This window comes from Pseudomonas sp. CFBP13509 (assembly GCF_005233485.1).
Classification (GTDB): Bacteria; Pseudomonadota; Gammaproteobacteria; order Pseudomonadales; family Pseudomonadaceae; genus Aquipseudomonas; species Aquipseudomonas marginalis.
The window spans coordinates 164,462-187,139 of the sequence record NZ_QGAA01000009.1; the positions used below are offsets into that span (position 1 = coordinate 164,462).

Consider the following 22,678-nt stretch of genomic DNA (forward strand, 5'->3'; position numbering starts at 1 on the left):
CATCACTATAATTTATAGTTGTTTTCATAATTGAGTATAAATCCATGTCCAAACACAGCGGCTTCGTGTTCCGTCGCCCCGCCCTGGCAAGCAGTATTGCCGATGGCCTGGTGGGCGCCGGTATTCAGGATTTCACCTCTGGCCTGTTTCTCGCGGCGCCCCGTCGCACCGGCAAAAGCACTTTCCTGCGCGAAGACCTGATTCCGGAATGTCAGCTCCGGGGCTGGCTGGCGGTGTATGTGGATCTCTGGGCTGACAAGGAGAAAGATCCTGCGGAGTTGATTGCCAGTGCTATTGCGGCTGCCCTGGTTCCCTATGAAAAGGGCATCCGCAAACTGGCCAAGAATATTGGCATCGAGAAACTGAGCTTTCTGCGGACGCTCTCCTGGGACTTTACCAAGCCACAATTGCCTGTCGGTGCGACGCTGACCCAAGCCCTGGAATTGCTCCACAGTGCTGCAGAAAAACCCGTTGTGCTGGTGATTGACGAAGCGCAGCACGCCTTGACCACCGAGTCGGGTATCAATGCGATGTTCGCGCTAAAGGCTGCCCGGGATCAGCTCAACCAGGGCCGTGACGAAGAGGGCAGCGGCTTGCGCCTGGTGTTTACCGGCTCCAATCGCGACAAACTCGCCCATTTGGTATTGGGTAAAAGCCAGCCGTTCTTCGGTTCCAGCATCACGCCGTTTCCGCTGCTGGGTAAAGAGTTCACCCAAGCCTACACCGTGCACCTCAACGCGCACCTGGCCGAGACCAACCAGTTCAGCGCGGCTGATATTGATGAGGCGTTTGAGCTGGTAGGTCGGCGTCCCGAGATGTTGCGCACGATCATCGGTGAAGTCGCGTTGGAGCTGGGCGAGGCGAGCAATCTGGGCCAATTGCTGCACAGTCGCGCCGAACTGCTGCGCGCGGGTGTATGGACCGAGTTCGAAAGCGCCTGGAACGCCCTGACCATCCCGCAGCGCGCCGTGCTGGAGGTGATGGTGGAGCGTTCCCAGAACAACGAACCCTTCGCGCCCTTCACCGACAGCACCCTCACGGCTGTCAGCAAGGCGCTGGAAGCCATGGGCAGTGACGTGGTGCCGGGCACCCAGACCGTCCAGGCCTGCATCGATGCCTTGCGCGACAAGGAGTTGGTGTGGAAGTCGGGCCGCGGTGGTTATGCCCTGGAAGACAAGTCGTTCGGGGATTGGCTCAAGGTGCGCAAGGCACGCCAGTGATTTCCTCAGCCGTACTGCAGATGGCGCGTGGCAGGGAAATGTGTGGGGTAGTCGATGTGGGAAATATCTTTTTCTATGTTGCTGGCTATGTCTTGCGCAAGTGCGCTGTTACCGTCCAGTGGCCGCTGATTAAGCTGCTAGTTGGGCCGTATATAAATAAGAACGCTTGTACTTGATCAGCTCGGCATCCGCACTTGTATCCCCATTACTTGATCGATAAGAGGTCCCGTATGCTCAAAAGAATTGTTGCCGTCATCGCGTTCGCGTCCGCTCCCGCCTGGGCAGCCAAAACCCCGGCGCCCTTCACCGGGACCGATTACAGCGGGCGTTATGAGTGTACTGGCAAGGACCGTCATATTGGTGACTTCACCGGTGTTGTCGATATGAAAATCAACACCAGCCAAAGTACCGGCAAGTACGGTGCCTACACGTTCACCCTGACCCTGGAAGATAAATCCCGTTATGACGGGTTTGCCGCTGCCACCGCAGATACGCTGGCGGTTTATTTCGCCCATACCGATCCCGCCTTGAAAGACTACGGCGTCGGTATTGCGCAACTTGTTCCAACGCCGGAGGGCAAAGTGTCCTTCGTCAAATATTATTACGGACCTGAATACGAAGGCGGCGGCCACGGGGTCGAACACTGCGTCAGAAGTTAACGTGCGTTACTTCTTCATCAGGCTCGAACAGGCAGCCTTATAAGCTTCATGCTGATACTTGTTCAGCGTCGCCGGCAGATCAAAGTTGTGCTTCTTGTTCTGCGCATTGATGGTCTGCGGCGACAGCAGCGTCACCTCAACCCCCTCCAGCAACTGAAACACCCCTTCGATCTTGAAGGTTGTCGGGCCCCCGGCGAATTCACCTTTCTTGCTGCGTTTCTTGATGGCGATGCGCTGGATGGCGTTTTCCTGCACGAACGCCCTCACCTGGGCGGCGAAGGCTTTGACGTTAACGGCTTCATCGTCGTCATCAAGGGCGATTTTCTTGATGGCCAGGGCGACATGGCTCAGCGTCTGGTTGTCCAGGGAGGCGAGGGCGATGATGGCTTCGCTGCCTTTGATTTCGATGCCGCAGATAGTCATGAATGGCCTTGGTTCAAAGAGAAAGTGGCGGCGATTGTCGCTTATTCCTGCCCAATCGACTCCAAAAACTCCGACCGCTCATCACTCATCCGCGCCAGGCAATCATTCTGCTCAATGGCGTAGGCCTTGGTGCCGGTCACCGCCGGGAAGGTGTCCACCGCGCAATCGGCGTCACGCAGTTTTTCCCACTTCTGCTGGGCATCCTTCAGACGAGCGGTAATGTCGGCGAGCTTGGTCTTGTCGCTGCCATAGGTGGAATGCATACGTTCCAGCAGACCCTGATAATTATCCTTGAGCAATTGCTCGGCAGTGGTTTTGTTGTAAGTGGCGCATTCCAGGGTTTGCTTGTCGTTTTCGATGCCATCGCACGGCGTGCTGTCGGTGTCTTCGGCCGCGTGGACGCCGGTTGCGATGAGTGCCAAAGCCAGGAAAATCGATTTCATTGCGCCGTCTCATATCAGTTGATGCGGGAATTCTGGCTCAAGCGTAAGACAAATAACAGCCGCCAGTCAGACACCTCTTAACAGCCTTTGTCGTGGATTGACGCTTTCGGCAATTCCCCTGTCGTTTTTGCACCCGGCTCCGTCGTCCCCTGGGCATATGCTGGCCCCAAAGCGCCGGCAGACGATTCGGCGCATGAATCGCCAATAAGGGGACGCCTGATGAGCCCAGCCGAATTGCACGCCGACAGCATCGTTATCGACGGGCTGATCATTGCCAAGTGGAACCGCGACCTGTTCGAGGACATGCGCAAAGGTGGCCTCACCGCCGCGAATTGCACCGTGTCGGTATGGGAAGGGTTCCAGGCCACGATCAACAACATCGTCGCCAGCCAGACCCTGATCCGCGAGAACAGCGACCTGGTGATTCCGGTGAAAACCACCGCCGACATCCGCAAGGCCAAGGAACAGGGCAAGACCGGCATCATCTTCGGCTTCCAGAACGCCCACGCGTTTGAAGACCAGCTCGGTTATGTAGAGATCTTCAAGCAGCTCGGCGTCGGTGTGGTGCAGATGTGCTACAACACCCAGAACCTGGTCGGCACCGGTTGCTACGAGCGCGACGGCGGCCTGTCGGGCTTCGGGCGCGAGATCGTCGCCGAGATGAATCGCGTCGGCATCATGTGCGACCTGTCCCACGTCGGCTCCAAGACCAGTGAAGAAGTCATCCTCGAATCGAAAAAGCCGGTGTGCTACTCCCACTGCCTGCCGTCCGGCCTTAAAGAGCACCCGCGCAACAAGTCCGATGAAGAACTGAAGTTCATTGCTGACCACGGCGGCTTTGTCGGCGTGACCATGTTCGCGCCGTTCCTGGCCAAGGGCATCGATTCGACCATCGATGACTACGCCGAAGCCATCGAATACACCATGAATATCGTCGGCGAAGACGCCATCGGCATCGGCACCGACTTCACCCAGGGCCATGGCCAGGATTTCTTTGAAATGCTGACCCATGACAAGGGCTACGCCCGCCGCCTGACCAGCTTCGGCAAGATCATCAACCCGCTGGGCATCCGCACCGTCGGCGAGTTCCCCAACCTGACAGAGACCCTGCTCAAGCGCGGCCACCCCGAGCGTGTGGTGCGCAAGATCATGGGCGAGAACTGGGTCAACGTCTTGAAGGACGTTTGGGGCGAATAAGCCAAGCACCCACGGGCAACATCACAACGAATTTTTCTGGAGTTAAGTTTCCATGGCCAAGATCGCCCCGCAATTGCCTATTGAAGTCGACAGCGAAACCGGTGTCTGGACGTCCGACGCCCTGCCGATGCTGTACGTGCCGCGCCATTTCTTCGTCAACAACCACATGGGCATCGAAGAGGTGCTGGGCGCCGACGCCTATGCCGAAATCCTCTACAAGGCCGGCTACAAGTCCGCCTGGCACTGGTGTGAAAAAGAAGCCGAATGCCACGGCCTGGAAGGCGTCGCGGTGTTCGAGCACTACATGAAGCGCTTGTCGCAACGCGGCTGGGGCCTGTTCAAGATCCAGGACATCGATCTGGATAAAGGCACCGCCAGCGTCAAGCTCGAACACTCGGCATTCGTCTATGTGTACGGCAAGGTCGGGCGCAAAGTCGACTACATGTTCACCGGCTGGTTTGCCGGTGCCATGGACCAGATTCTGCAAGCCCGTGGCAGCCAGATCCGCACCGTGGCCGAACAAGTCTACGGAGGCTCCGAAGAGGGCTTTGACTCCGGCTTGTTCACCGTCAAGCCGTTGTAAGCCGAGGACCGTGCCATGGCTTTCGAAGCAATGTTCCAGCCGATCCAGATCGGCAAACTGACCATCCGCAACCGCGTGCTCAGTACCGCCCACGCCGAGGTGTATGCCACCGACGGCGGCATGACCACCGACCGCTATGTGAAGTACTACGAAGAAAAAGCCAAGGGCGGTATCGGCCTGGCGATCTGCGGCGGTTCCTCGGTGGTCGCCATCGACAGCCCCCAGGAATGGTGGAGCTCGGTGAACCTGTCCACCGACCGCATCATCCCGCACTTCCAGAACCTGGCGGATGCCATGCACAAGCATGGCGCCAAGATCATGATCCAGATTACCCACATGGGCCGTCGCTCGCGTTGGGATGGCTTTAACTGGCCGACCCTGATGTCGCCGTCCGGCGTGCGTGAGCCGGTGCACCGTGCCACCTGCAAGACCATCGAGCCGGAAGAAATCTGGCGCGTGATCGGCAACTATGCCAGCGCCGCCAAGCGCGCCAAGGCTGGTGGCCTGGACGGTGTGGAACTGTCCGCCGTGCACCAGCACATGATCGACCAGTTCTGGAGCCCACGGGTCAACAAGCGTACCGACGAGTGGGGCGGCACCTTCGAAGGCCGCATGAAATTCGGCCTGGAAGTGTTGAAAGCCGTGCGTGCCGAAGTCGGTGACGACTTCTGCGTGGGCATGCGCCTGTGCGGTGACGAGTTCCACCCGGACGGCCTGTCCCACGAGGACATGAAACAGATCGCCAAGTACTACGACGACACCGGCATGCTCGATTTCATCGGCGTCGTCGGCTCGGGTTGCGACACCCACAACACCCTGGCCAACGTGATCCCCAACATGAGCTATCCGCCGGAGCCGTTCCTGCACCTGGCGGCCGGTATCAAGGAAGTGGTCAAGGTTCCGGTGCTGCACGCACAGAACATCAAGGACCCGAACCAGGCCACGCGCATCCTCGAAGGCGGCTATGTGGACATGGTCGGCATGACCCGTGCGCATATCGCCGACCCGCACCTGATCGCCAAGATCAAGATGGGCCAGATCGACCAGATCAAACAGTGCGTCGGCGCCAACTATTGCATCGACCGCCAGTACCAGGGCCTGGACGTGCTGTGCATCCAGAATGCCGCGACCTCCCGTGAATACATGGGCGTGCCGCATATCATCGAGAAGTCCACCGGGCCGAAACGCAAGGTGGTGGTGGTCGGTGCCGGCCCTGCCGGGATGGAAGCCGCGCGGGTGGCCGCCGAACGTGGCCACGACGTGACCCTGTTCGAGAAGAAAGAATTTATCGGCGGGCAAATCACCACCGCCTCCAAGGCGCCGCAACGCGACCAGATCGCCGGTATCACCCGCTGGTTCCAGCTGGAGCTGGCACGCTTGAAAGTCGACCTGCGCCTGGGCGTGGCCGCCGATGCCGAGACCATCCTGGACCTGCGTCCGGACGTGGTGGTGCTGGCGGTCGGCGGGCATCCGTTTATCGAACAGAACGAACACTGGGGCGCTGCCGAAGGCCTGGTGGTGAGCAGCTGGGACGTGCTCGACGGCAAGGTCGCACCGGGCAAGAACGTGCTGGTGTACGACACCATTTGCGAATTCACCGGCATGTCGGTGGCGGACTTCCTGGCCGACAAAGGCTGCCAGGTGGAAATCGTCACCGACGACATCAAGCCGGGCGTGGCGATTGGCGGTACGTCGTTCCCCACCTACTACCGCAGCATGTACCCCAAAGAAGTGATCATGACCGGCGACATGATGCTGGAAAAGGTCTACCGCGAAGGCGACAAGCTGGTGGCGGTGCTGGAGAACGAATACACCGGCGCCAAAGAAGAGCGGGTAGTGGACCAGGTGGTGGTCGAGAACGGCGTGCGTCCGGACGAAGCGATCTACTACGGGCTCAAGGAAGGTTCGCGCAACAAGGGCCAGATCGACGTCGAAGCCCTGTTCGCGATCAAGCCGCAGCCGTGCTTGAGCGAGGCGGGCGAGGGGTACTTGCTGTTCCGCATCGGTGACTGTGTGGCGCAGCGAAATACCCATGCCGCCATCTATGACGCCCTGCGCCTGTGCAAAGACTTTTGATGAGGTGAACGCGGTCAAATGTGGGAGGGGGCTTGCTCCCGATAGCGGTGGTTCAGCAACAACTGTACCAACTGACAGTCCGCCATCGGGAGCAAGCCCCCTCCCACATTCGGGCCAGTTTCACAGTAGACCTGTGCGGTCTGTGGGAGCTTCACCATGTTGAACACCTTGCTGCCTATTCTCTTATTTACCGCCCTGGGCCTTGCCGTCCTCGGCGCCCTGCGCCGGGTGAACATGTGGCGCCGCGGGCGAGCCTCCAAGGTCGACCTGCTGGGCGGCCTGCTGGCCATGCCCAAGCGCTACATGGTCGACCTGCACCACGTGGTCGCCCGCGACAAATACATCGCCAACACCCACGTCGCCACTGCCCTGGGCTTTGTGCTGTCGGCGCTGCTGGCGATCCTGGTGCACGGCTTCGGCCTGCATAACCGTATCCTCGGCTACGCCTTGCTGCTGGCGTCGGTGTTGATGTTTGTCGGCGCCACCTTCGTTTACCTGCGGCGGCGCAATCCGCCGTCGCGCCTGTCGAAAGGCCCGTGGATGCGCCTGCCGAAAAGCCTGATGGCGTTCTCGGTGAGTTTCTTCCTGGTGACGCTGCCAGTGGCGGGGATCCTGCCCGCCGACTTCGGCGGCTGGCTGCTGGCCGCGCTGCTGAGTGTGGGTGTGCTGTGGGGCGTGTCCGAAATGTTCTTCGGCATGACCTGGGGCGGCCCGATGAAGCACGCCTTCGCCGGTGCCCTGCACCTGGCCTGGCACCGTCGCGCCGAACGCTTTGGCGGTGGTCGTTCCACGGGTTTGAAACCCCTAGACCTGAGCGACAAAAGCGCGCCCCTGGGCGTGGAAAAACCCAAGGATTTCACCTGGAACCAACTGCTCGGCTTCGACGCCTGCGTGCAGTGCGGCAAGTGCGAAGCAGCGTGCCCGGCTTTCGCTGCCGGCCAGCCGCTGAACCCGAAAAAACTCATCCAGGACATGGTGGTTGGCCTGGCCGGCGGCACCGATGCCAAGTTCGCCGGCAGCCCTTATCCGGGTAAAGCCATTGGCGAACACAGCGGCAACCCGCACCAGCCGATCGTCAACGGCCTGGTGGACGCCGAGACCCTGTGGTCGTGCACCACCTGCCGTGCCTGTGTGGAAGAGTGCCCGATGATGATCGAGCACGTGGACGCCATCGTCGACATGCGCCGCCACCTCACCCTGGAAAAAGGCGCCACGCCGAACAAGGGCGCCGAAGTCCTGGAAAACCTGATCGCCACCGACAACCCCGGCGGTTTCGCACCGGGCGGTCGCCTCAACTGGGCGGCGGATTTGAACCTGCCGTTGCTCAGCGACAAAGGCAGCGTTGACGTGCTGTTCTGGGTCGGCGACGGCGCCTTCGACATGCGCAACCAACGCACCCTGCGCGCATTCGTCAAAGTACTGAAAGCGGCCAAGGTCGACTTCGCGGTGCTCGGCCTGGAAGAACGCGACAGCGGTGACGTGGCGCGGCGCCTGGGCGATGAAGCGACCTTCCAGATGCTCGCCACGCGCAATATCCAGACGTTGGCCAAGTACAGCTTCAAGCGCATCGTCACCTGCGACCCCCACAGCTTCCATGTGCTGAAAAACGAGTACGGCGCCTTCAACGGCAACTACCGCGTGCAGCACCACAGCACCTTTATGGCCGAGCTGATCGGCGAGGGCGCGCTGAACCTGGGCCAGCACAAAGGCAACAGCGTGACCTACCACGACCCGTGCTACCTGGGCCGCTACAACGGCGAATACGAGGCGCCGCGCCAAGTGCTGCGGGCGCTGGGCATCGAGGTCAAGGAGATGCAACGCTCGGGTTTCCGCTCGCGCTGCTGCGGCGGTGGCGGCGGCGCGCCGATCACCGATATTCCCGGCAAGCAACGTATCCCCGATATGCGCATGGAAGACATCCGCGAGACCGGTGCCGAACTGGTGGCGGTGGGGTGCCCGCAGTGCACGGCGATGCTCGAAGGTGTGGTTGAACCGCGACCGTTGATCAAGGACATCGCCGAGCTGGTGGCCGATGCTTTGCTGGAAGACGTCGCACCGGCCAAAGCTCCCAACAAGCGTGAACCTGCGGAGGTGCACTGATGAGCGACATTATCCGCCGCGACCCACGGGCCGAATGGATCGCCCGTAACCGTCTGCACCCGCTGCATGCGGCGATGCAGCCAGTGCAACACAGCTGGATGGGGCCTAACGGCATCCTCCGCAAGAACGTGCATGGCGTCGGTTTTATCGGCCCCAACGGCATCAAGCGCATTGACCGCAGCGGTGCCCAACAGGGCGGTGCGGCCAAGCGTACGGCAGCGATTGAAGTGCAGTTGCCGCTGCATCAGGTGCCTGCGCCTGCGTTCTACATCAACGTAGTGCCGGACATGGTCGGTGGCCGCTTGAGCAGCCACGACCGCGACCTGCTCGGCCTGGCGCGGCAACTCGCCGGCAACGACGGCGCGGTGCTGGCAGTGGTGTTTGGCGAACACAAGGAATGCGCGTTTGCCACGGCCGGTGTCGATCGCCTGCTGGTGCTCGACGGCCACGAATTTGACGGTTATTCACCGGAGCAACGTGTCCAGGGCCTGCGGGCTGTGGATAACCAGTTCAACCCGCGCCACTGGTTGTTGCCCGACAGCCGCAGTGGTGGCGGCGAGTTGGGTCGGCGCTTTGCCGCCAGTCTCAAGGAGCGCCCGGCCACTCGCGTCTGGCAGATCAAGGGCGATGAGTGCATCGGCCGCGCCGGTGCGGGCCGGGAAGACTTGGCGCGGCCGCTGCCACGCCTGATTCTGGCTGCCGCCGAATGTGCCGATCCGGTCAGCGACACACGCCATGAAGTGCTGCCCGTGGAGTTATCCACAGGCCTGGCACGCAGCCTGCCGCGTATCGAGGATCTTGGCGCGGTGGCGGTGGACCCGGCGGCGATTCCCATGGCCGAGGCCGAGTTTATTTTCTCCGGCGGCAACGGCGTGAAGGACTGGGCGCTGTTCCACCAGACCGCCGCGGCTTTGGGGGCCACCGAAGGCGCCTCGCGGGTGGCGGTGGACGATGGATTCATGGCCCGTGATCGCCAGGTCGGCGCCAGCGGTACCTGGGTGACGGCGCGGGTGTATGTGGCCGTGGGGATTTCCGGGGCGATCCAGCACCTGCAAGGCATTGGCGCCTGCGACAAGGTGGTGGCGATCAACCTCGACCCGGGCTGCGACATGATCAAGCGTGCCGACCTGTCGGTGATCGGCGAAAGCGCCGCGATTCTGCAAGCCTTGATCGCTGCGGTCGAGGCCTACCGCAACGGCGCCAAGCGCGATGCGGCTTGAGGACATGACCATGACCACGAATGTAATCAGCCTGGTGTCCATCGGCGCCCACCCCACCTCCGGCCGGCCACGCCGCGCCGAACAGGATGCGCGCGCCGTCGAACTGGGTCTGCAGATGGCTGGGGATAAGTTGCAGGTGCTGCACGCCGGCAACATCGCCGAACCGACCCTGCGCAGCTACCTGGGCATGGGCCTGCCACAGTTGCACGTGCTGGAACAACCGGAGGGCAGCGATGCGTTGCCGGTGCTCAGCGAGTACCTGCGCGACGCCGGTGCCCAGGTGGTGCTTGCCGGCAGCCAGGCCGAAACCGGTGAAGGCTCGGGCATGTTGCCGTTCCTGTTGGCCGAGCAATTGGGCTGGCCGCTGATTGTCGGGCTGGCCGAGGTGGAGTCCATCGACGGCGGTGTGGCCCATGTGCTGCAAGCCTTGCCCCGTGGGCAGCGCAGGCGCTTGAAGGTGCGCCTGCCGTTTCTGGCGACGGTGGATAACGCCGCGCCAAAACCTCGGCAAAGCGCCTACGGTCCGGCACAACGCGGTGAATTGGCGGCCCACGAAGTGGAAGTCGAGCAGGACGCGTTATTCACAGGCGCCGTGCTGCAACCGGCCAAGCCCCGGCCCAAGCGCCTCAAGGTGATCAAGGCCAAGAGCGGCGCCGACCGCATGAAAGCCGCCACCGCCAAGGCCAGTGGTGGCGGTGGGCAGGTGCTCAAGGGTGTGAGCGCCGAGGAAGGTGCCCAGGCAATCCTCAAGTTGCTCATAGAAGAAGGCGTCGTGCGCTAACCCACCAACACTGCAAAACAAATGTGGGAGGGGGCTTGCCCCCGATAGCGGTGGACCAGTCAAGGATACTGAGACTGACACATTGCAATCGGGGCAAGCCCCCTCCCACATTGGATCTTCATTGGGGCGCAGGTTCGGGCGCAGGCTTGGGCACCAGATCCGGCAGCAGTGGCGGCAGGGGTTGCCAGGTGGCATCCGGCTGTTGCATCGGCGGTGGCAGCGCCGGCGTGGGGTCGCCGCCAATCGGCTTGAGGATCATTTTGTCGGTGGTGTCGCGCAGGATCATGCCCTGGGTCGAACTGCGCGCCTCGGTGCCGCTGTGGAAGGTGCTGATCTGGGCAATCGGCAGGTCCAGGTTGCGTTCGATCCTCGGGGTCAGCAGCAGGATGATCTCGGTTTTCTGCTGGGTATTCTGGTTGGTGCCGAACAGCTTCTTGCCGATCCACGGGATCTGGCTCAACCATGGCAGCCCCGAGCCCTCGTCGACGTCCGCCGTGCGGATCAGCCCCGAGACGATCTGGGTTTCATTGTTGCGCGCGGTCAGCAGGGTCTTGGTGGCCCGTGAGCCGAGTTCGAAGGTGGCCGGTACGTTTTCCGAGCCGGGAATACGCTTGGTGATATGGCTCATTTCCACGTTCAGCTCCAGGTTCACCTCATCGCTCAGGCTGATGTTCGGCTTGACCGTGATCTGCAGTCCCACGTCCTGGTAGGACACCGACGAGGTGGTGATCTGGTTGGCGGTGGTGGTGGTCACCACGGGGATCTTGTCGCCGATGTTCACCTGGGCTTCTTCGCGGTTGCGCACCCGCACCCTGGGGTTGGCCAGGGTCACGGTGTTGCCGCTGCGTTGCAGCATATTGATGCGCGCCGAGGTACTGCCCGCGTCGAGCAGGATGTTGTCGCCGTTGATCCCGCGCAATGCGCTGAGTGGGATACCCGCCAGCCCGGCAGGCACGTTGGCCAGGTTGCCCACGGACAGGCCGATGCTCTCCGGGTACTGGATGCCCAGGTTCAACTCGTCGGTCAGGCTGACCTCCAGCACCTGGATGTCGATGGTCACTTCCGATTGTGCGATATCAATGGCTTCCACCAGTTTTTCCACGGCGCTCAGGGTATCCAGGCCATCGCGCACGATCACCGCGTTCAGGCGTTCGTCCACCAGCACCTCTTTGGGCTTGAGCACCTGTTTGATCTCGGCGGCGATGACCTTGGGGTCGCCATGGCTGAGGTAGAAGGTACGCACGGCCAACTCGCGATATTCCCGTTCCTTGTCCGGGCGGCGGGGGTAAACCAGGAGGGTGTTGGCGTTGAGGACCTTCTTGTCCAGTCCCTGGGTGGTCAGCAGCAGGTTCAGCGCGTCTTCGGCGGTGGTTCGGCTCGCGGTCATGCTCGCCGAGGCACTGGGATTGACGTCCTTGTCGATGACGAAGTTGACCCCCGACAGGCGCGCAATGGTCTCGAAAATCGTGGTCAGGCTTTGGGCGCTGAACTCCAGGCTCAAGGGTTTGCGCATGGCCTCGGAGAGGTCGGCGCTGAGGTAATCGGCGCTCACCAGTTCACGGGTCAGGGCATTGCGAAAGTCCAGGGCCTCTCGGTAGTTGGGCTTTTGCGCGATGATCCGGCGCACCAGGTTGAGGGCTTCCACCGGGTTGGAGCGCTTCATTTCGTAGGCCTGGGCCAGTTGCGGGCGCAGTTGTTTCATCGCCTGGATGCTCTGGATTTCCTGGCGCGCGCCGAGGTTGCTGGGGTCGTATTTGAGGATGGTTTCCAGGGCGCGGATGGCAGCGGCATCGTCGCCACGCATCAGCGCGGTGCTGGCTTCGCGGCTGTATTGGGCCACCAGCAATTCCAGCTTGCTGAAGTTGGCGGTGCGCAGTTGCACATCGTCGGGGGCCTGTCTGGCTTCGGCTTGCAGCACTTCGACCGAACGGATGATGTCGCCCTTCTGGCGCAACTCGTCGCTCTCCTTGATCGCCCGCTGGGTCTGGCAGGCGTTGAGCAGGGCCACGGCCAGGCTCAAGGGTATCCACGTGCGTATGGCCATGATCGTGTCCTGCGCCGGTCAGTGAGTGTCCAGCCGCAAGGTGCTGACATGCTTGAGGGGCATGTAGGTCAGCACCACGGCGGTGTCGGTAAGTTTGTCCAGCCGGTAATGGGCGTCGAGCATCTTGCCGGGCACGATGCGCCCGGGTACCGAGCAACGGTTGCACAGGGTGTACTGGCTGCCATTGCCGCTGAGTACGACGATTTTCGCCTGGTTCTCGTAGCGCCATTGCGCGCTCACGGTGAAGGGCAGGGGCGGCGGCTTGGGCGCTGAGGTGTCGACCGGTATGGGCGGCGGTGCAGGTGTCCAGGTCTGGGCGGGAAACAGGTCGATGGCTTCGGCCACCGCCGGTGCAGGTGCGGCAACCGGTGCCGAGGGCACCTGTACAGGGCGGGCGATCACTGGCACCGGCGAGGGTGCGGGGTTGTCCGCAGTGTCCTGCCAGAACAGCCAGCCGCAGCCGATCAAGGTCAGCAGCAACAGCACGCGCAGATACAGCGGCAGCGTCATTCCACCACCCCCAGCACACTCACCTTGAGGCTGATGTTCAACATGCCGCTGGTGATTTCCTTGCGCTCCAGGGCCAGGCGTTCGATGCGCACGGCCGGCTCATTGGCGACGTCGACCAGGGCATCGCGCAGCAAGGCGTAGGGGCCGACGAGGGGAATGTCCACGTCCAGCCGTTGCAGCCCGGTGTCGCCGGGCGCGGAGTAGGCCAGGGTGGTCTGTTCGATGATAAAGCCGCGCCGGGTGAGGACGTCCAGCAGCTTTTCCAGGCGTGGGGCGAAGTCCTGTGCACTGGGCAGGCGTTCGACCACGGCCGGTTCGGTCACCTGCACATCCTGGGGCTGCTCGGCGATACCGGCCTCCAGTTCCTGGCGCCGCAGGCTGTCGGCAATGCCTGCCGGATGTATCACTGTGACTTCGATCAGCAACGTTGCCGCCATCAGCCCCAACGCCAGCAGCCCCCAAAAGCCCAGGCGCTGCTGCCATTGCATCAGGTGCCAGCGCACGCGCGGGAGGTGGCGGGTCAGTGCGTCCATGGGCGACTACCCTGCACCAACCGCAAGTTTGACCTGCACCGGGTGTTGCGGGTCATTGGCCTTGCGTGCGCTTTGTTGCAGGTTCACGTGTACACCTGGCTGGGCCTTGAGCCGTTCGACAAATCGAAAGGCATCGCCCAGCACCTTGGCTTCCAACTCCAAGTGAATCAGTCGGGCCTGGGTGTCGACCTCCACGCGCGTCAGCGCGACTTCCGCGGACCAGGCCCGGGCCACGGCGTCCATCAGTGCGAAGGGCGTGTCCTGCTGTCGGGAAAAGGCGGCCAGTTGTTGTTTCTGCTGGGGTGACAAGCGAATGGCGGCCTGGATCAATTGCTCCTGGCGACGTGTCAATTCGATAAAGCGCTGCTCCAGTGCGTCGGTCTGTTGTTGCTGATGCTCCATGCGCTGCCAGTGTTGCCAGGTCACGAAGACAAGCCCGGCGGCGACCAGCCACAACACACTCACCAGCGGCCGATAGACGGCATTGGGGTGCAGGAAGTCGATGCCCGGCGCCTGCCGCTGTCGCCAGGCACCGGCGAGTTGTGATTTCAGCTGAGCGATCATGCCAGCGGCTCTCCGAGCCAGGGATGCAGTGGCCCCAGCCAATGTTCAGTGGGGTGATTGGCGACGACCCATGTGGCCGCCGCGTGCCGTTGCGCCAGCAGGTCGGCGGTGAACAGGTTGTCGCTCAAGTGGCTGCCGGGTGGGGTTTGCAGCACGCAGACTTGTTGAGCCACACCCTGTTGCCGGTAAAGGCAACTGAGACCTCGCGCCTCAGGTACCGCCAGCACGCAATCGTCAGGCAATTGCTGCCAGTACCGTTGGGCCACGGCCGTCAACAATGGCGTGCATGTCACCAGCGGCAGGTGCTGTCGCTTGAACAACTCCCGCAGGTCTTGCAGCAAATTCCGTGACGTCGCGACCGCCAGGCGTTCATCTCCAAAGGTGCTGTTGGCGACTTGCACTTGCCACTGTCCGGGGTCGATGCCGGCCTGTTGGTTGAAGGTCACTTCGGCCAAGCCTTGCCAGTCGGCCTGGCTGTACACGCCGGTTTGCCACGCCAGCATCAGGTAGTGCACATGGGGGAAGCCCAGCAGCACCGTGGCCCGGTCCAGAAACCCGACGCGGCCGCGCGGCGCCTGTTCCAGCAGTTCGGCACAGGCGGCCAATGGCTCGCCAGTCTGTTGCGCACGCCATACTGCTGCACCGCGCCAACGCGGTCGCGCGGCCCATTCGGCGCCGTCGCTGTGCAGCCAAACCACATGCTCAATAAAGGGAAATGACACGGTGGATCTCCTTGAGCGTGGTGTCGCCCTGGGCGGCGTGGGCCAGGGCGATGTCGCGGATAAACACGTGGCCGGCTTCACGGGCCAGTTCGCGCAGGGTGGAGGCCGAACTGCGGTTGAGCAGGCCCTCCTTGATGCTGTCGGTCAGTGTCAGCACTTCGGCCAGGGCGAGTCGGCCGCGATAGCCGGTGTGACGGCAGGCCTCGCAGCCTTTGCCCACGCGGTAGTGACCCTGTTGGAGTTGAGCCTCGGCGAGTTGGGCGAGGTGGGTGATCTCGGGGTCGGGGTCGGCATCCGTACCGCAATCCGGGCAGATGCGCCGCACCAGGCGCTGGGCGACCACGCCGTTAAGGGCTTCGACAAAGCTGGCCGGGTCCACGTCCATGTAGGTAAAGCGCTCCAGCACACTGAACGCGCTGTTGGCGTGCACCGACGACAGCACCAGGTGCCCGGTCAACGCCGCTTGCACCGCAATGCCGGCCGTTTCACCGTCGCGTATTTCCCCCACCAGGATGGTGTCCGGGTCGTGGCGCAGGATCGAGCGCAGGCCACGGGCGAAGGTCAGGCCCTTCTTGTCGTTCACCGGGATTTGCAGGACCCCGGGCAGTTCGTATTCCACCGGGTCTTCGATGGTGATGATCTTTTTCTCGCCGGTATTGGTCTCCGACAGGGCGGCATATAGCGTGGTGGATTTGCCGCTGCCGGTGGGGCCGGTCACCAGCAACATGCCATAGGGTTCGCCGGCCAATACACGGATGCGCGCGATGGTCTCGGCGTTCAACCCCAGGGTTTCCAGGCTCAGGGACTCACCGCGCTGGGACTTGTCGAGAATCCGCAGCACCGCATCTTCACCGTGGATGCTGGGCATGATCGACACGCGAAAGTCCACTTCGCGACCCTGGATTTTCATCTTGAAACGCCCGTCCTGGGGCACCCGCCGCTCGCCGATATCCAGCTCCGACAACACCTTGATCCGCGACAGTGCCTGCTCGGCCATGTCCAGGCCGCTGGCCTGGCCCATCTGCTGCAACACACCGTCGATGCGGTACTTGATCACCAGGCCCTGGGGCGTGGTTTCCACATGCACATCGCTGGCACGGCTTTGCAGGGCATCGAACAGCATGGAGTTGACCAGGCGCACCACCGGGTTGTCGTCGCGGGCGATGCTGCTCAGGGAAATTTCCTGGGCGGCCTGGCTGACGCGGGCATTCTCGTCGTCCTCACCGAAAGGTTGCATCACCCGTTGGCTGGCTTCGGCCAGGCTCAACTGGGCCTTGACCGCGCCGGGCAGGCTCATGGCCAGGGGCAGTTGACGCAAGGTTTTCGAGGATTGCAGCCAGTGCCGGCTGGCCAGGGTGAAAGGGTCTCCCAGTACCAGGCACGGCTGGCCGTGGTTATCCACCGGCAGCACGTTATGGATCAGCGCCTGGGGCAGTGCCAGCAGATCGAAGCGCCAGTGTTCACTGAGGTTTTCCGGGGCGATGGCAAGCAGGCCCAGGGGCTGGGCGATGGTGCTTAATTGGTCGGGCGCTTTCTCCAGCACCTCCAGCAGGTAATTGGACAAGCTCAGCCCGCGTTGCTCTGCAAGGGCCTGCCATTGCCGTGTCTGTTCGCTCATCGCACTACCCCTGGATGGAGCCTGCCAGTTCGAAAATCGGCATGTACAACATGAATACGATCAGGCCGATCAGCCCGCCCACCACCAGCATCAACAACGGCTCGAAGACTTTGCTGAACAGCTCGATGGCACGCTCCAGCGCTTCATCGTGGAACTGCGCGATGCGCTCGCACATCGCCGCCAGCTCACCGCTTTGTTCACCCACGCGTAGCAGGCGTTCGGCGACGGCGGTGGTCAATCGATGGCGGGCGAGGGCAGTGGACAGTGGCTGGCCGGCCTGGATGTCGGTCATGGCCTGGCGCAGGTCCGCCTGGCGTTCCACGGGCAGCAGCGCACCGGACAGCTCCACCGCAGTGACCACCGGCATGCCGCCCATCAGCAACATGCCGGCGGTGCGATAAAAGCGCGCGAGGATAAACAGCGTGCGTTGGGCGCCCAGGCTGGGGATCTTCCAGAACAGCTGGGCGATGCGGCGCTTGAACCCGGCGCTGCGCAACAACAGCACCAGCGCGGCAATCGCCAGCACCAGGCCAAGCAGCAACTCCATGCCACGCGTGTCTACCAGTGCGCCCCACCACACCATAAAGCGTGCGGTGGCCGGCAGATCGGCCACGGCGTCGAACACCGAGGCAAAGCGCGGGATCACGAAGAACAGCAGGAACAGCAGGATCAACGCGCCGACGCTGAGTACCACCAAGGGGTACATCAGGGCGCCGCTGACGCGCTTCTTCACGGTTGCCAGGTGGGCTTCAAAATGATGGTAGCGGCGCAGGGCCACGGCCAATTGGCCGCTGTGTTCCGAGGACGCCACCGTGGCAATCAACAGCGGCGCAAAGGTCTGCGGCTTGAGCTGCATTGCCCTGGACAGCGAGTTGCCCTCATACATCGAGGCGAGCAGATCGCTCATGACCTGCCGGTTGATGCCGGCGGGCGCCTTGTCGCGCAGGGTTTCCACCGCTTCCACCAGCACCAGGCCGGCGTCGAGCAGGACTACCAGCTCCTGGATAAACAGGCCCAGGGCGAACGTACTGCGACGGCTGGGCAATTTGAGTGGGCGGCGGGCTTTCAGCGAGATGACCTGGGCGCCGTCGGCCTGCAGTTGCTGGCGCGCCTGGGCGACGTCAACGGCTTGCAGGCGCAGGGTCTGCACATGGCCGTCACGGATGATGCGCACGTCAAAGTCGGTCATGGCATTTGCCCCGCCCGTTGTTGGCGCTGTTGCAACAACAACGCGTAGTAACGCCACACCGCCAGGGCGTAGCGTGAGCGCCGTGCTTCCCGGTCCGGCTTGGCCCCGGCGTTATAGGCGCCCACGGCCTGCCAGCCATAACCCTGCTCGCGGATAAACCCGGCAAGAATCCACGCGCCCACCATGACGCTGGTGCAGGGCTGGGTGATCAAGTGCTGCTCGGTGATGCCGAACCGGGCCAGTGCGGGCAAGTGGCGGCTGTTGATTTGCATCAGGCCGATGTCCTGGCTGCCATCGCTGTTGAGGTTGCGTGCGCTGGGGTTGAGGCCGGATTCGACCTTGGCGATCGCATAAAGCAACAGCGGGTCGACGTGGTAGCGGCTGGCTGCCAGTTGCCAGCAGTTGGCCTGTGCGGTACCCGTGAGGCACAGCAGTATCAGGACCAGCCGCAGCGTGTGCATGTCACAGGCCGTACACAATGTCGGCGTAGGTATTCACCCCGCCGGCCTTGCCGTCACGACCCAGGCAGATGATCTCCGCATCGTTGGGTGGTGTGCCGGGGTTCTTGTAGAGATACGGGTTACCCCAAGGGTCTGGCGGCAGCGTCTTCACATAGGGGCCCTGCCAATGGCTGGCGTTGGCGGGCCGGGTGGTGAGGGCGTCGAGGCCGAGGGTTTCGTCGGGGTAGTTGCCGTTGTCCAGGCGGTACTGGTTCAAGGCATCGGCAAGGGCTTTCATCTGGCCCTGGGCGGTTTGTACCTTGGCCAGCTCCAGGCGGTCGAACATCTTCGGGCCGACGTAGCCGGCGAGCAGGGCGATGATCAGCAGGACGACCAGCAGCTCCAGCAGTGTGAAGCCACGTTGAGGACTGTGGATAAGTGAGTGCGCGCGCATGGAGAGACCCTGTTGGGAGTGCCAAGGTACGGCGGTTGTGTATAACTCTCCCGGCCCACTGTTAAGCGGGCACCGCCGGTAGAACTGCGTTAGAACCTTTTCAATTCAAGTACATCTTCAACTGTAGCGTTGCTCGATATAAGGCGCCGTGAGGCGCCCTATAACGTTTGGCGCTTACGCTTATCCACTAACTGAATATGCGCTGGAAGGGGTCACTGAACTTCCTCCCAGGCCTGTTCCCATGCGTTGCCCGAGCCAGGAGCATACGCCCATGCGGCGCCTGCGCACCACGCGGTGTAAGGGTGGGGTTTGCATTTATAGTTTTTGCTGTTGTTGGTCACGATGTCGCCGGCTTTATAAGCGGTGCCTTCTTTGTAGGCCGGGTATTCCCCGCCGCCACTGGCGGGCGTAACAGTGAACGTCAACTCCGCTTGGCTGGTTTTCCCGTTTTGCATATCACGCACATTCAAGCGAACCGTGTGTACCGCTGGCTGAGGGACTGTCACGGCTACACCCTTTACGGTGACGTCGTTGAAGGGTGGGGTCGACCCAATAACGGCCCAGCTATAACTCAACGGACCGTTGTAGCCGACCGACTGGCTGGCGCTGAAGGTAAACGGTTTGCCCGATTGCATGGTGGTAGGTCCGGAGATCTTCGCTACAGGTGCAGTAGGATTGGCCGGGCCTGGACCCTCGCCTGCAATGATCGCCATCGCTCGGCTGTATCCCTTGGCGGTGGTGTAGACCGAGTTGGCGCTGGAGTCGGTGGGGTTGAATACGATCGTGTTGCCCTTTTTCTCCCCCACTCTGGCAATGGTTGGATCGATCCTGTCCGCCAATTGCTTGCCCCAGATGTTCGGGTCCAGGTTGTTCGCGGTGATTGGCAGGGTGATGTCCACCACTTCCTTGGCCGCCGGAGAGTTATCGAGGATGCGGAAGTGCACCGAGTCACCCGCTTTGAGGGTGTTCATGATCGAATCGATGAATTGGCCGATATCGACCCACTGCTCCGGGATTCCGGCACCGACGATGTTGATGTCACTGCAGTTGTAGAACCCTTCACCCGCTGGATCGATACGCTGCCACTGCACGAACAGCGTGGCGTTGCCCGTTTGCCCCGATGGGATAGGTACAGCGAACTTGAAGTACCCCGAGGCTCCCGACATGATGGGTGGATTATTGCCCCAGTCGGTTTGCGCGCGCTCGAACTGCTGGGTGTGGATGAGCGTCAGGTCATTCCAGGTCAGCGGCGACCTGGTCGGGTCAAAGCCCGGTTTTGTGAGAAAGACCTTCGCGAAACTGGGCACGTGTGGCGCAGTGCCGATGATGCGCACATCCATCATGCCATTGGTGGGCGTAACGTCGGTGCGATGCCACTGGTCCGACACAATGTTCAGGCCATCTTTCTTGCTGTCAGCCGCCGAACAAAGTTTGCCATCGGGCACTTCTCGTTTGACGATTTCAGGGTCGTCGTAACCCGGTTGCCTGATCAAATGGGCCACTTCATTCCATTGCTGGCCTGGATACTGTCCACTTTTTGCGGCCAAGGCCGCACATCCATTATCGCTCGGGCTTCCTGACCAGAAATCCGGGAGCGTCTTGCAATAGACCTGCCGTGCAATGGGCTTGTCCACCGCACCGTGGGCCATGACCAGCGCCGGTGCCAACAAGACCGCCGCCAACAACCATTTCGCTAAGTGTGTGATGCACCGCTGTAAGTTATTCATGCTTAATCCACCTCAATCCAGATAAACAAGTTCCGAACTGCTGGAACGATCAGTGTGCTTATTCAATTGGCATCATTGGTTGGCTGAACTCCCATGGGAGCGATGCGGGTTGCAGGATTGTTCTGCCCAGGACCAAACAGAAACACCCACCCTTGATAACTGCCTTGTCCTGTAAAACTCTGATTGATGGCTGAAAAATTGCCTTGTTTGAACGGCGTGCCCTGGGCGGTGCTGAACACGCCCATGAACGTTTCGCCTGGGCCCGCGACTACGCCCCATTCGGCGCTGCCAGTCAGCGGATCGGTGTAGGCACGGCGCAGATAGCGCTGGGTGGTGGGTTGGCGACGGTCGAGCACCAGGTCGTCGAGGGACTTGGGAAAGGTATTGCCCGCGGCGTAATACAGCCCGATCGCCCGGCGGATTTCATTGCCCCGCGCCAGCAGTTCCAGCTCGCGTTCGCGCTGCAGCACGCTGGACCACAGGGTGCCGACTTCCATCAGCATCACGGCCACCACGGCCACTGTCACCAACATGCCCATGAACACCGAGCCCTGCTGGTTGTGCCTACCAATCTGCATAGGCGCTCCCGTTCGTGTCGGCACCTGTGGCACCGCTGCGTACATCGCCCAGGCCTTGTTCGTCCGAAGGTTGCAGTTGCCAGGTGTCACGCCTGCCGGTCAGCGGGTCCATGGGGATCTCGCGCAGGTAGCGACGGTCCACCAGGGCTTGCAGGGACTCGGGATTGGCGCTGTGGTCCTCGCGGTATTGGTCCAGGGCCTGGCGAATGGAAGACAGGTTGTGGCGCAGCACGGTTTCCTGGGCCTTGGTGTGCTGGCGGAAGTACTGCGGGGTGACCAGGGTCATGAGGGTGGCGATGATCGCCATGACCACCAGCAACTCAATCAGGGTAAAACCCCGATCACCATTGGCTGTATGACGTTCCATTCAAGCTCTCCCGGGTGCTTCGGGATGAAACGTCGAATACATCTTCTCCCTCTTGTGGGTTGTCGGCGCTGCTCTTGTAACTGCGCAATTGCCAGGTTTTGTCGGCCGCCAGCTCGGGACACTCGCAGAATGGGTCCCGGGGAATACGTCGCAGGAAATAGAGTTTGTTGCCTTGCAGATGGGTGTTGTCCGTTACGCCTTCGACCAATACCTGCAGGGAAGGTGGATAACCGCTGTCGGTGATGCTCTTTTCAATGCGGCCATCGTCACTGGCGTCTTTGTAGGCATCGATCGCACGCCGGATTTCCCGCAACGAACGTTGCAGGTCCAGTTCTCGATCACGTTTACCCATCAATGCTGTCAGCGGATAAGCCACTGTCGCAAGCGTGGCCAGCAGGGCCAGCGTCAGTAGTAATTCAATCAGCGTAAAACCTTTGGCGCAGTGATGGCTGGGCTTGCCCTGCCACATCACCGTTCTTCCTCCCGATCAGGCTGCCAAGGACTTCCGCGTTAACCCAGGCCATGGAATTGACTGCAAGGGTGAGTGTAGATGCTGGGTGTTTTTTGTACAGGTGCGCGGTTACCCACAAACGCTGTGAGCCTGGCTGTGGATAAGGTGTTGGTGGTTATCCACACGCCCCGTAAATCAAGGCCTGCAAGCTCCTGTACGAAAAACGACCAAGCTAAGTTACGGTTTTCTGGTGCTTTTTTGTGTGGATAAGGAGGAAGCAGCGGTTTGAGTTGCCCCCAAAGTCTGTTGGCGCTTCTGTGGATAAGATGTTTGCTATCCGCTACAGGCCTTATGAATAGAGGCTTTCCGTCGTCTGGTTGTTTATTGATCAAATTGCCGCTAAACCCCAGGAATATAGCTGAAACCCTTGGTATATGAAGGTTTGACGCGGTTTTCCACAGCGCTGCCGAAGTTGCCCCCAAAGTCTGTTGGCGGTTCTGTGGATAAGGTGTTTGCGTACCGCTACAGGTCACGTTCTACGTAGCTTGTATGGTTTTGATCAATAAATGATCAATGTGCCGTTGGAACCGTCAACTTGAATAAGTCACGGATTTTCTTCAATTAATTTTGGTTGGATAGCGCAGTTGCCCACAATTGCTGTGGGTGGCTTTGTGGATAAGTTGTTGGGTAAAGGCTGGAGGGCAGGCTGCCAGTGGTCTGCGAGAGAGTTGATCAAATATTAAGCAGTGTGAGGTTCAAATGTGGGAGGGGCCCTAATG

At 61.4% G+C, this 22,678-nt stretch carries 23 protein-coding genes; 8 read left to right on the top strand and 15 right to left on the bottom strand.

Features of this window, described 5'->3' with window-relative positions:
• Nucleotides 1-44: 44 nt before the first annotated feature.
• Together PspCFBP13509_RS16935 and PspCFBP13509_RS16940 are read left to right on the top strand one after the other, a co-directional pair.
• Nucleotides 45-1,220, top strand: a complete 1,176-nt coding sequence (locus PspCFBP13509_RS16935) for an AAA family ATPase (protein WP_065925462.1) — start codon at nucleotides 45-47, stop codon at nucleotides 1,218-1,220.
• 230 nt (nucleotides 1,221-1,450) lie between these two features.
• Complete coding sequence (locus PspCFBP13509_RS16940; protein WP_065925461.1) at nucleotides 1,451-1,879, top strand: hypothetical protein; 429 nt, start codon at nucleotides 1,451-1,453, stop codon at nucleotides 1,877-1,879.
• A 6-nt stretch (nucleotides 1,880-1,885) separates the two neighbouring features.
• Here PspCFBP13509_RS16940 and PspCFBP13509_RS16945 read toward each other — a convergent pair whose 3' ends face one another.
• Together PspCFBP13509_RS16945 and PspCFBP13509_RS16950 are read right to left on the bottom strand one after the other, a co-directional pair.
• Nucleotides 1,886-2,302, bottom strand: coding sequence for a DUF3010 family protein (locus PspCFBP13509_RS16945; protein WP_065947493.1), 417 nt, complete (start codon nucleotides 2,300-2,302; stop codon nucleotides 1,886-1,888).
• 41 nt (nucleotides 2,303-2,343) lie between these two features.
• A complete protein-coding gene (locus PspCFBP13509_RS16950) occupies nucleotides 2,344-2,745 on the bottom strand; it encodes a lysozyme inhibitor LprI family protein (protein ID WP_074847796.1) in 402 nt (133 codons plus the stop codon).
• A gap of 219 nt (nucleotides 2,746-2,964) precedes the next feature.
• On the opposite strand from PspCFBP13509_RS16950, the gene PspCFBP13509_RS16955 reads away from it, so the two are divergent.
• The 6 genes from PspCFBP13509_RS16955 (at nucleotide 2,965) to etfB (ending at nucleotide 10,702) form a co-directional block, all read left to right on the top strand.
• A complete protein-coding gene (locus tag PspCFBP13509_RS16955) occupies nucleotides 2,965-3,942 on the top strand; it encodes a dipeptidase (RefSeq protein WP_010207105.1) in 978 nt (325 codons plus the stop codon).
• A 52-nt stretch (nucleotides 3,943-3,994) separates the two neighbouring features.
• Entirely contained in the window at nucleotides 3,995-4,525 is a 531-nt protein-coding gene (locus PspCFBP13509_RS16960) for a DUF5943 domain-containing protein (protein WP_074847795.1), read from the top strand.
• 15 nt (nucleotides 4,526-4,540) lie between these two features.
• Nucleotides 4,541-6,601 carry a dimethylglycine demethylation protein DgcA gene (dgcA, locus tag PspCFBP13509_RS16965; RefSeq protein WP_065925458.1) on the top strand — a complete coding sequence of 687 codons (2,061 nt, stop codon included), beginning with the start codon at nucleotides 4,541-4,543 and terminating at the stop codon, nucleotides 6,599-6,601.
• Between the two features lie 156 nt (nucleotides 6,602-6,757).
• Nucleotides 6,758-8,701 carry a dimethylglycine demethylation protein DgcB gene (dgcB, locus tag PspCFBP13509_RS16970; protein ID WP_065925457.1) on the top strand — a complete coding sequence of 648 codons (1,944 nt, stop codon included), beginning with the start codon at nucleotides 6,758-6,760 and terminating at the stop codon, nucleotides 8,699-8,701.
• Nucleotides 8,701-9,921 (top strand): electron transfer flavoprotein subunit alpha, encoded by a 1,221-nt coding sequence (etfA, locus tag PspCFBP13509_RS16975; RefSeq protein WP_137212380.1) that lies wholly within the window; start codon nucleotides 8,701-8,703, stop codon nucleotides 9,919-9,921. The genes dgcB and etfA overlap by 1 nt, the downstream gene beginning before the upstream one ends.
• 10 nt (nucleotides 9,922-9,931) lie before the next feature.
• Complete coding sequence (gene etfB, locus PspCFBP13509_RS16980; RefSeq protein ID WP_065925455.1) at nucleotides 9,932-10,702, top strand: electron transfer flavoprotein subunit beta; 771 nt, start codon at nucleotides 9,932-9,934, stop codon at nucleotides 10,700-10,702.
• Nucleotides 10,703-10,820: 118 nt separating this feature from the next.
• Here the strand turns inward: etfB and PspCFBP13509_RS16985 are convergent, their stop codons facing one another.
• The 13 genes from PspCFBP13509_RS16985 to PspCFBP13509_RS17045 form a co-directional block, all read right to left on the bottom strand.
• Entirely contained in the window at nucleotides 10,821-12,746 is a 1,926-nt protein-coding gene (locus PspCFBP13509_RS16985; RefSeq protein ID WP_137212381.1) for a secretin N-terminal domain-containing protein, read from the bottom strand.
• An 18-nt stretch (nucleotides 12,747-12,764) separates the two neighbouring features.
• Complete coding sequence (locus PspCFBP13509_RS16990; protein WP_065947488.1) at nucleotides 12,765-13,256, bottom strand: hypothetical protein; 492 nt, start codon at nucleotides 13,254-13,256, stop codon at nucleotides 12,765-12,767.
• Complete coding sequence (locus PspCFBP13509_RS16995) at nucleotides 13,253-13,789, bottom strand: hypothetical protein (RefSeq protein ID WP_027605995.1); 537 nt, start codon at nucleotides 13,787-13,789, stop codon at nucleotides 13,253-13,255. Before PspCFBP13509_RS16995 ends, PspCFBP13509_RS16990 begins: the two co-directional genes overlap by 4 nt.
• A 6-nt stretch (nucleotides 13,790-13,795) precedes the next feature.
• On the bottom strand, nucleotides 13,796-14,353 hold the full coding sequence (locus PspCFBP13509_RS17000; RefSeq protein WP_065925452.1) for a hypothetical protein: 558 nt from the start codon (nucleotides 14,351-14,353) through the stop codon (nucleotides 13,796-13,798).
• Nucleotides 14,350-15,075, bottom strand: coding sequence for a hypothetical protein (locus PspCFBP13509_RS17005; protein WP_242001076.1), 726 nt, complete (start codon nucleotides 15,073-15,075; stop codon nucleotides 14,350-14,352). The genes PspCFBP13509_RS17000 and PspCFBP13509_RS17005 overlap by 4 nt, the downstream gene beginning before the upstream one ends.
• Entirely contained in the window at nucleotides 15,056-16,693 is a 1,638-nt protein-coding gene (locus PspCFBP13509_RS17010; protein ID WP_137212382.1) for a GspE/PulE family protein, read from the bottom strand. Before PspCFBP13509_RS17010 ends, PspCFBP13509_RS17005 begins: the two co-directional genes overlap by 20 nt.
• 4 nt (nucleotides 16,694-16,697) lie before the next feature.
• Nucleotides 16,698-17,882: a type II secretion system F family protein gene (locus PspCFBP13509_RS17015; protein ID WP_137212383.1), complete on the bottom strand. Its 1,185-nt coding sequence runs from the start codon at nucleotides 17,880-17,882 to the stop codon at nucleotides 16,698-16,700.
• Nucleotides 17,879-18,343 (bottom strand): transglycosylase SLT domain-containing protein, encoded by a 465-nt coding sequence (locus PspCFBP13509_RS17020; RefSeq protein ID WP_137212384.1) that lies wholly within the window; start codon nucleotides 18,341-18,343, stop codon nucleotides 17,879-17,881. The genes PspCFBP13509_RS17015 and PspCFBP13509_RS17020 overlap by 4 nt, the downstream gene beginning before the upstream one ends.
• A 1-nt stretch (nucleotide 18,344) precedes the next feature.
• On the bottom strand, nucleotides 18,345-18,776 hold the full coding sequence (gene gspG / locus PspCFBP13509_RS17025) for a type II secretion system major pseudopilin GspG (RefSeq protein ID WP_137212385.1): 432 nt from the start codon (nucleotides 18,774-18,776) through the stop codon (nucleotides 18,345-18,347).
• 212 nt (nucleotides 18,777-18,988) lie between these two features.
• Nucleotides 18,989-20,503 (bottom strand): lytic polysaccharide monooxygenase, encoded by a 1,515-nt coding sequence (locus tag PspCFBP13509_RS17030; protein ID WP_137212386.1) that lies wholly within the window; start codon nucleotides 20,501-20,503, stop codon nucleotides 18,989-18,991.
• A 62-nt stretch (nucleotides 20,504-20,565) separates the two neighbouring features.
• A complete protein-coding gene (locus PspCFBP13509_RS17035) occupies nucleotides 20,566-21,081 on the bottom strand; it encodes a type II secretion system protein (protein WP_242001077.1) in 516 nt (171 codons plus the stop codon).
• Nucleotides 21,068-21,448 carry a type II secretion system protein gene (locus PspCFBP13509_RS17040; RefSeq protein ID WP_065925445.1) on the bottom strand — a complete coding sequence of 127 codons (381 nt, stop codon included), beginning with the start codon at nucleotides 21,446-21,448 and terminating at the stop codon, nucleotides 21,068-21,070. Before PspCFBP13509_RS17040 ends, PspCFBP13509_RS17035 begins: the two co-directional genes overlap by 14 nt.
• Complete coding sequence (locus PspCFBP13509_RS17045; RefSeq protein WP_074847786.1) at nucleotides 21,423-21,917, bottom strand: type II secretion system protein; 495 nt, start codon at nucleotides 21,915-21,917, stop codon at nucleotides 21,423-21,425. The genes PspCFBP13509_RS17040 and PspCFBP13509_RS17045 overlap by 26 nt, the downstream gene beginning before the upstream one ends.
• Nucleotides 21,918-22,678: the final 761 nt, after the last annotated feature.

What these genes read in the sequence shown, in the direction of transcription:
- PspCFBP13509_RS16935 (WP_065925462.1), top strand. Translation starts at nt 45, where the DNA reads ATGTCCAAACACAGCGGCTTCGTGTTCCGTCGCCCCGCCCTGGCAAGC.
- PspCFBP13509_RS16940 (WP_065925461.1), top strand. Translation starts at nt 1,451, where the DNA reads ATGCTCAAAAGAATTGTTGCCGTCATCGCGTTCGCGTCCGCTCCCGCC.
- PspCFBP13509_RS16945 (WP_065947493.1), bottom strand. Translation starts at nt 2,302, where the DNA reads ATGACTATCTGCGGCATCGAAATCAAAGGCAGCGAAGCCATCATCGCC.
- PspCFBP13509_RS16950 (WP_074847796.1), bottom strand. Translation starts at nt 2,745, where the DNA reads ATGAAATCGATTTTCCTGGCTTTGGCACTCATCGCAACCGGCGTCCAC.
- PspCFBP13509_RS16955 (WP_010207105.1), top strand. Translation starts at nt 2,965, where the DNA reads ATGAGCCCAGCCGAATTGCACGCCGACAGCATCGTTATCGACGGGCTG.
- PspCFBP13509_RS16960 (WP_074847795.1), top strand. Translation starts at nt 3,995, where the DNA reads ATGGCCAAGATCGCCCCGCAATTGCCTATTGAAGTCGACAGCGAAACC.
- dgcA (WP_065925458.1), top strand. Translation starts at nt 4,541, where the DNA reads ATGGCTTTCGAAGCAATGTTCCAGCCGATCCAGATCGGCAAACTGACC.
- dgcB (WP_065925457.1), top strand. Translation starts at nt 6,758, where the DNA reads ATGTTGAACACCTTGCTGCCTATTCTCTTATTTACCGCCCTGGGCCTT.
- etfA (WP_137212380.1), top strand. Translation starts at nt 8,701, where the DNA reads ATGAGCGACATTATCCGCCGCGACCCACGGGCCGAATGGATCGCCCGT.
- etfB (WP_065925455.1), top strand. Translation starts at nt 9,932, where the DNA reads ATGACCACGAATGTAATCAGCCTGGTGTCCATCGGCGCCCACCCCACC.
- PspCFBP13509_RS16985 (WP_137212381.1), bottom strand. Translation starts at nt 12,746, where the DNA reads ATGGCCATACGCACGTGGATACCCTTGAGCCTGGCCGTGGCCCTGCTC.
- PspCFBP13509_RS16990 (WP_065947488.1), bottom strand. Translation starts at nt 13,256, where the DNA reads ATGACGCTGCCGCTGTATCTGCGCGTGCTGTTGCTGCTGACCTTGATC.
- PspCFBP13509_RS16995 (WP_027605995.1), bottom strand. Translation starts at nt 13,789, where the DNA reads ATGGACGCACTGACCCGCCACCTCCCGCGCGTGCGCTGGCACCTGATG.
- PspCFBP13509_RS17000 (WP_065925452.1), bottom strand. Translation starts at nt 14,353, where the DNA reads ATGATCGCTCAGCTGAAATCACAACTCGCCGGTGCCTGGCGACAGCGG.
- PspCFBP13509_RS17010 (WP_137212382.1), bottom strand. Translation starts at nt 16,693, where the DNA reads ATGAGCGAACAGACACGGCAATGGCAGGCCCTTGCAGAGCAACGCGGG.
- PspCFBP13509_RS17015 (WP_137212383.1), bottom strand. Translation starts at nt 17,882, where the DNA reads ATGACCGACTTTGACGTGCGCATCATCCGTGACGGCCATGTGCAGACC.
- PspCFBP13509_RS17020 (WP_137212384.1), bottom strand. Translation starts at nt 18,343, where the DNA reads ATGCACACGCTGCGGCTGGTCCTGATACTGCTGTGCCTCACGGGTACC.
- gspG (WP_137212385.1), bottom strand. Translation starts at nt 18,776, where the DNA reads ATGCGCGCGCACTCACTTATCCACAGTCCTCAACGTGGCTTCACACTG.
- PspCFBP13509_RS17030 (WP_137212386.1), bottom strand. Translation starts at nt 20,503, where the DNA reads ATGAATAACTTACAGCGGTGCATCACACACTTAGCGAAATGGTTGTTG.
- PspCFBP13509_RS17035 (WP_242001077.1), bottom strand. Translation starts at nt 21,081, where the DNA reads ATGCAGATTGGTAGGCACAACCAGCAGGGCTCGGTGTTCATGGGCATG.
- PspCFBP13509_RS17040 (WP_065925445.1), bottom strand. Translation starts at nt 21,448, where the DNA reads ATGGAACGTCATACAGCCAATGGTGATCGGGGTTTTACCCTGATTGAG.
- PspCFBP13509_RS17045 (WP_074847786.1), bottom strand. Translation starts at nt 21,917, where the DNA reads ATGTGGCAGGGCAAGCCCAGCCATCACTGCGCCAAAGGTTTTACGCTG.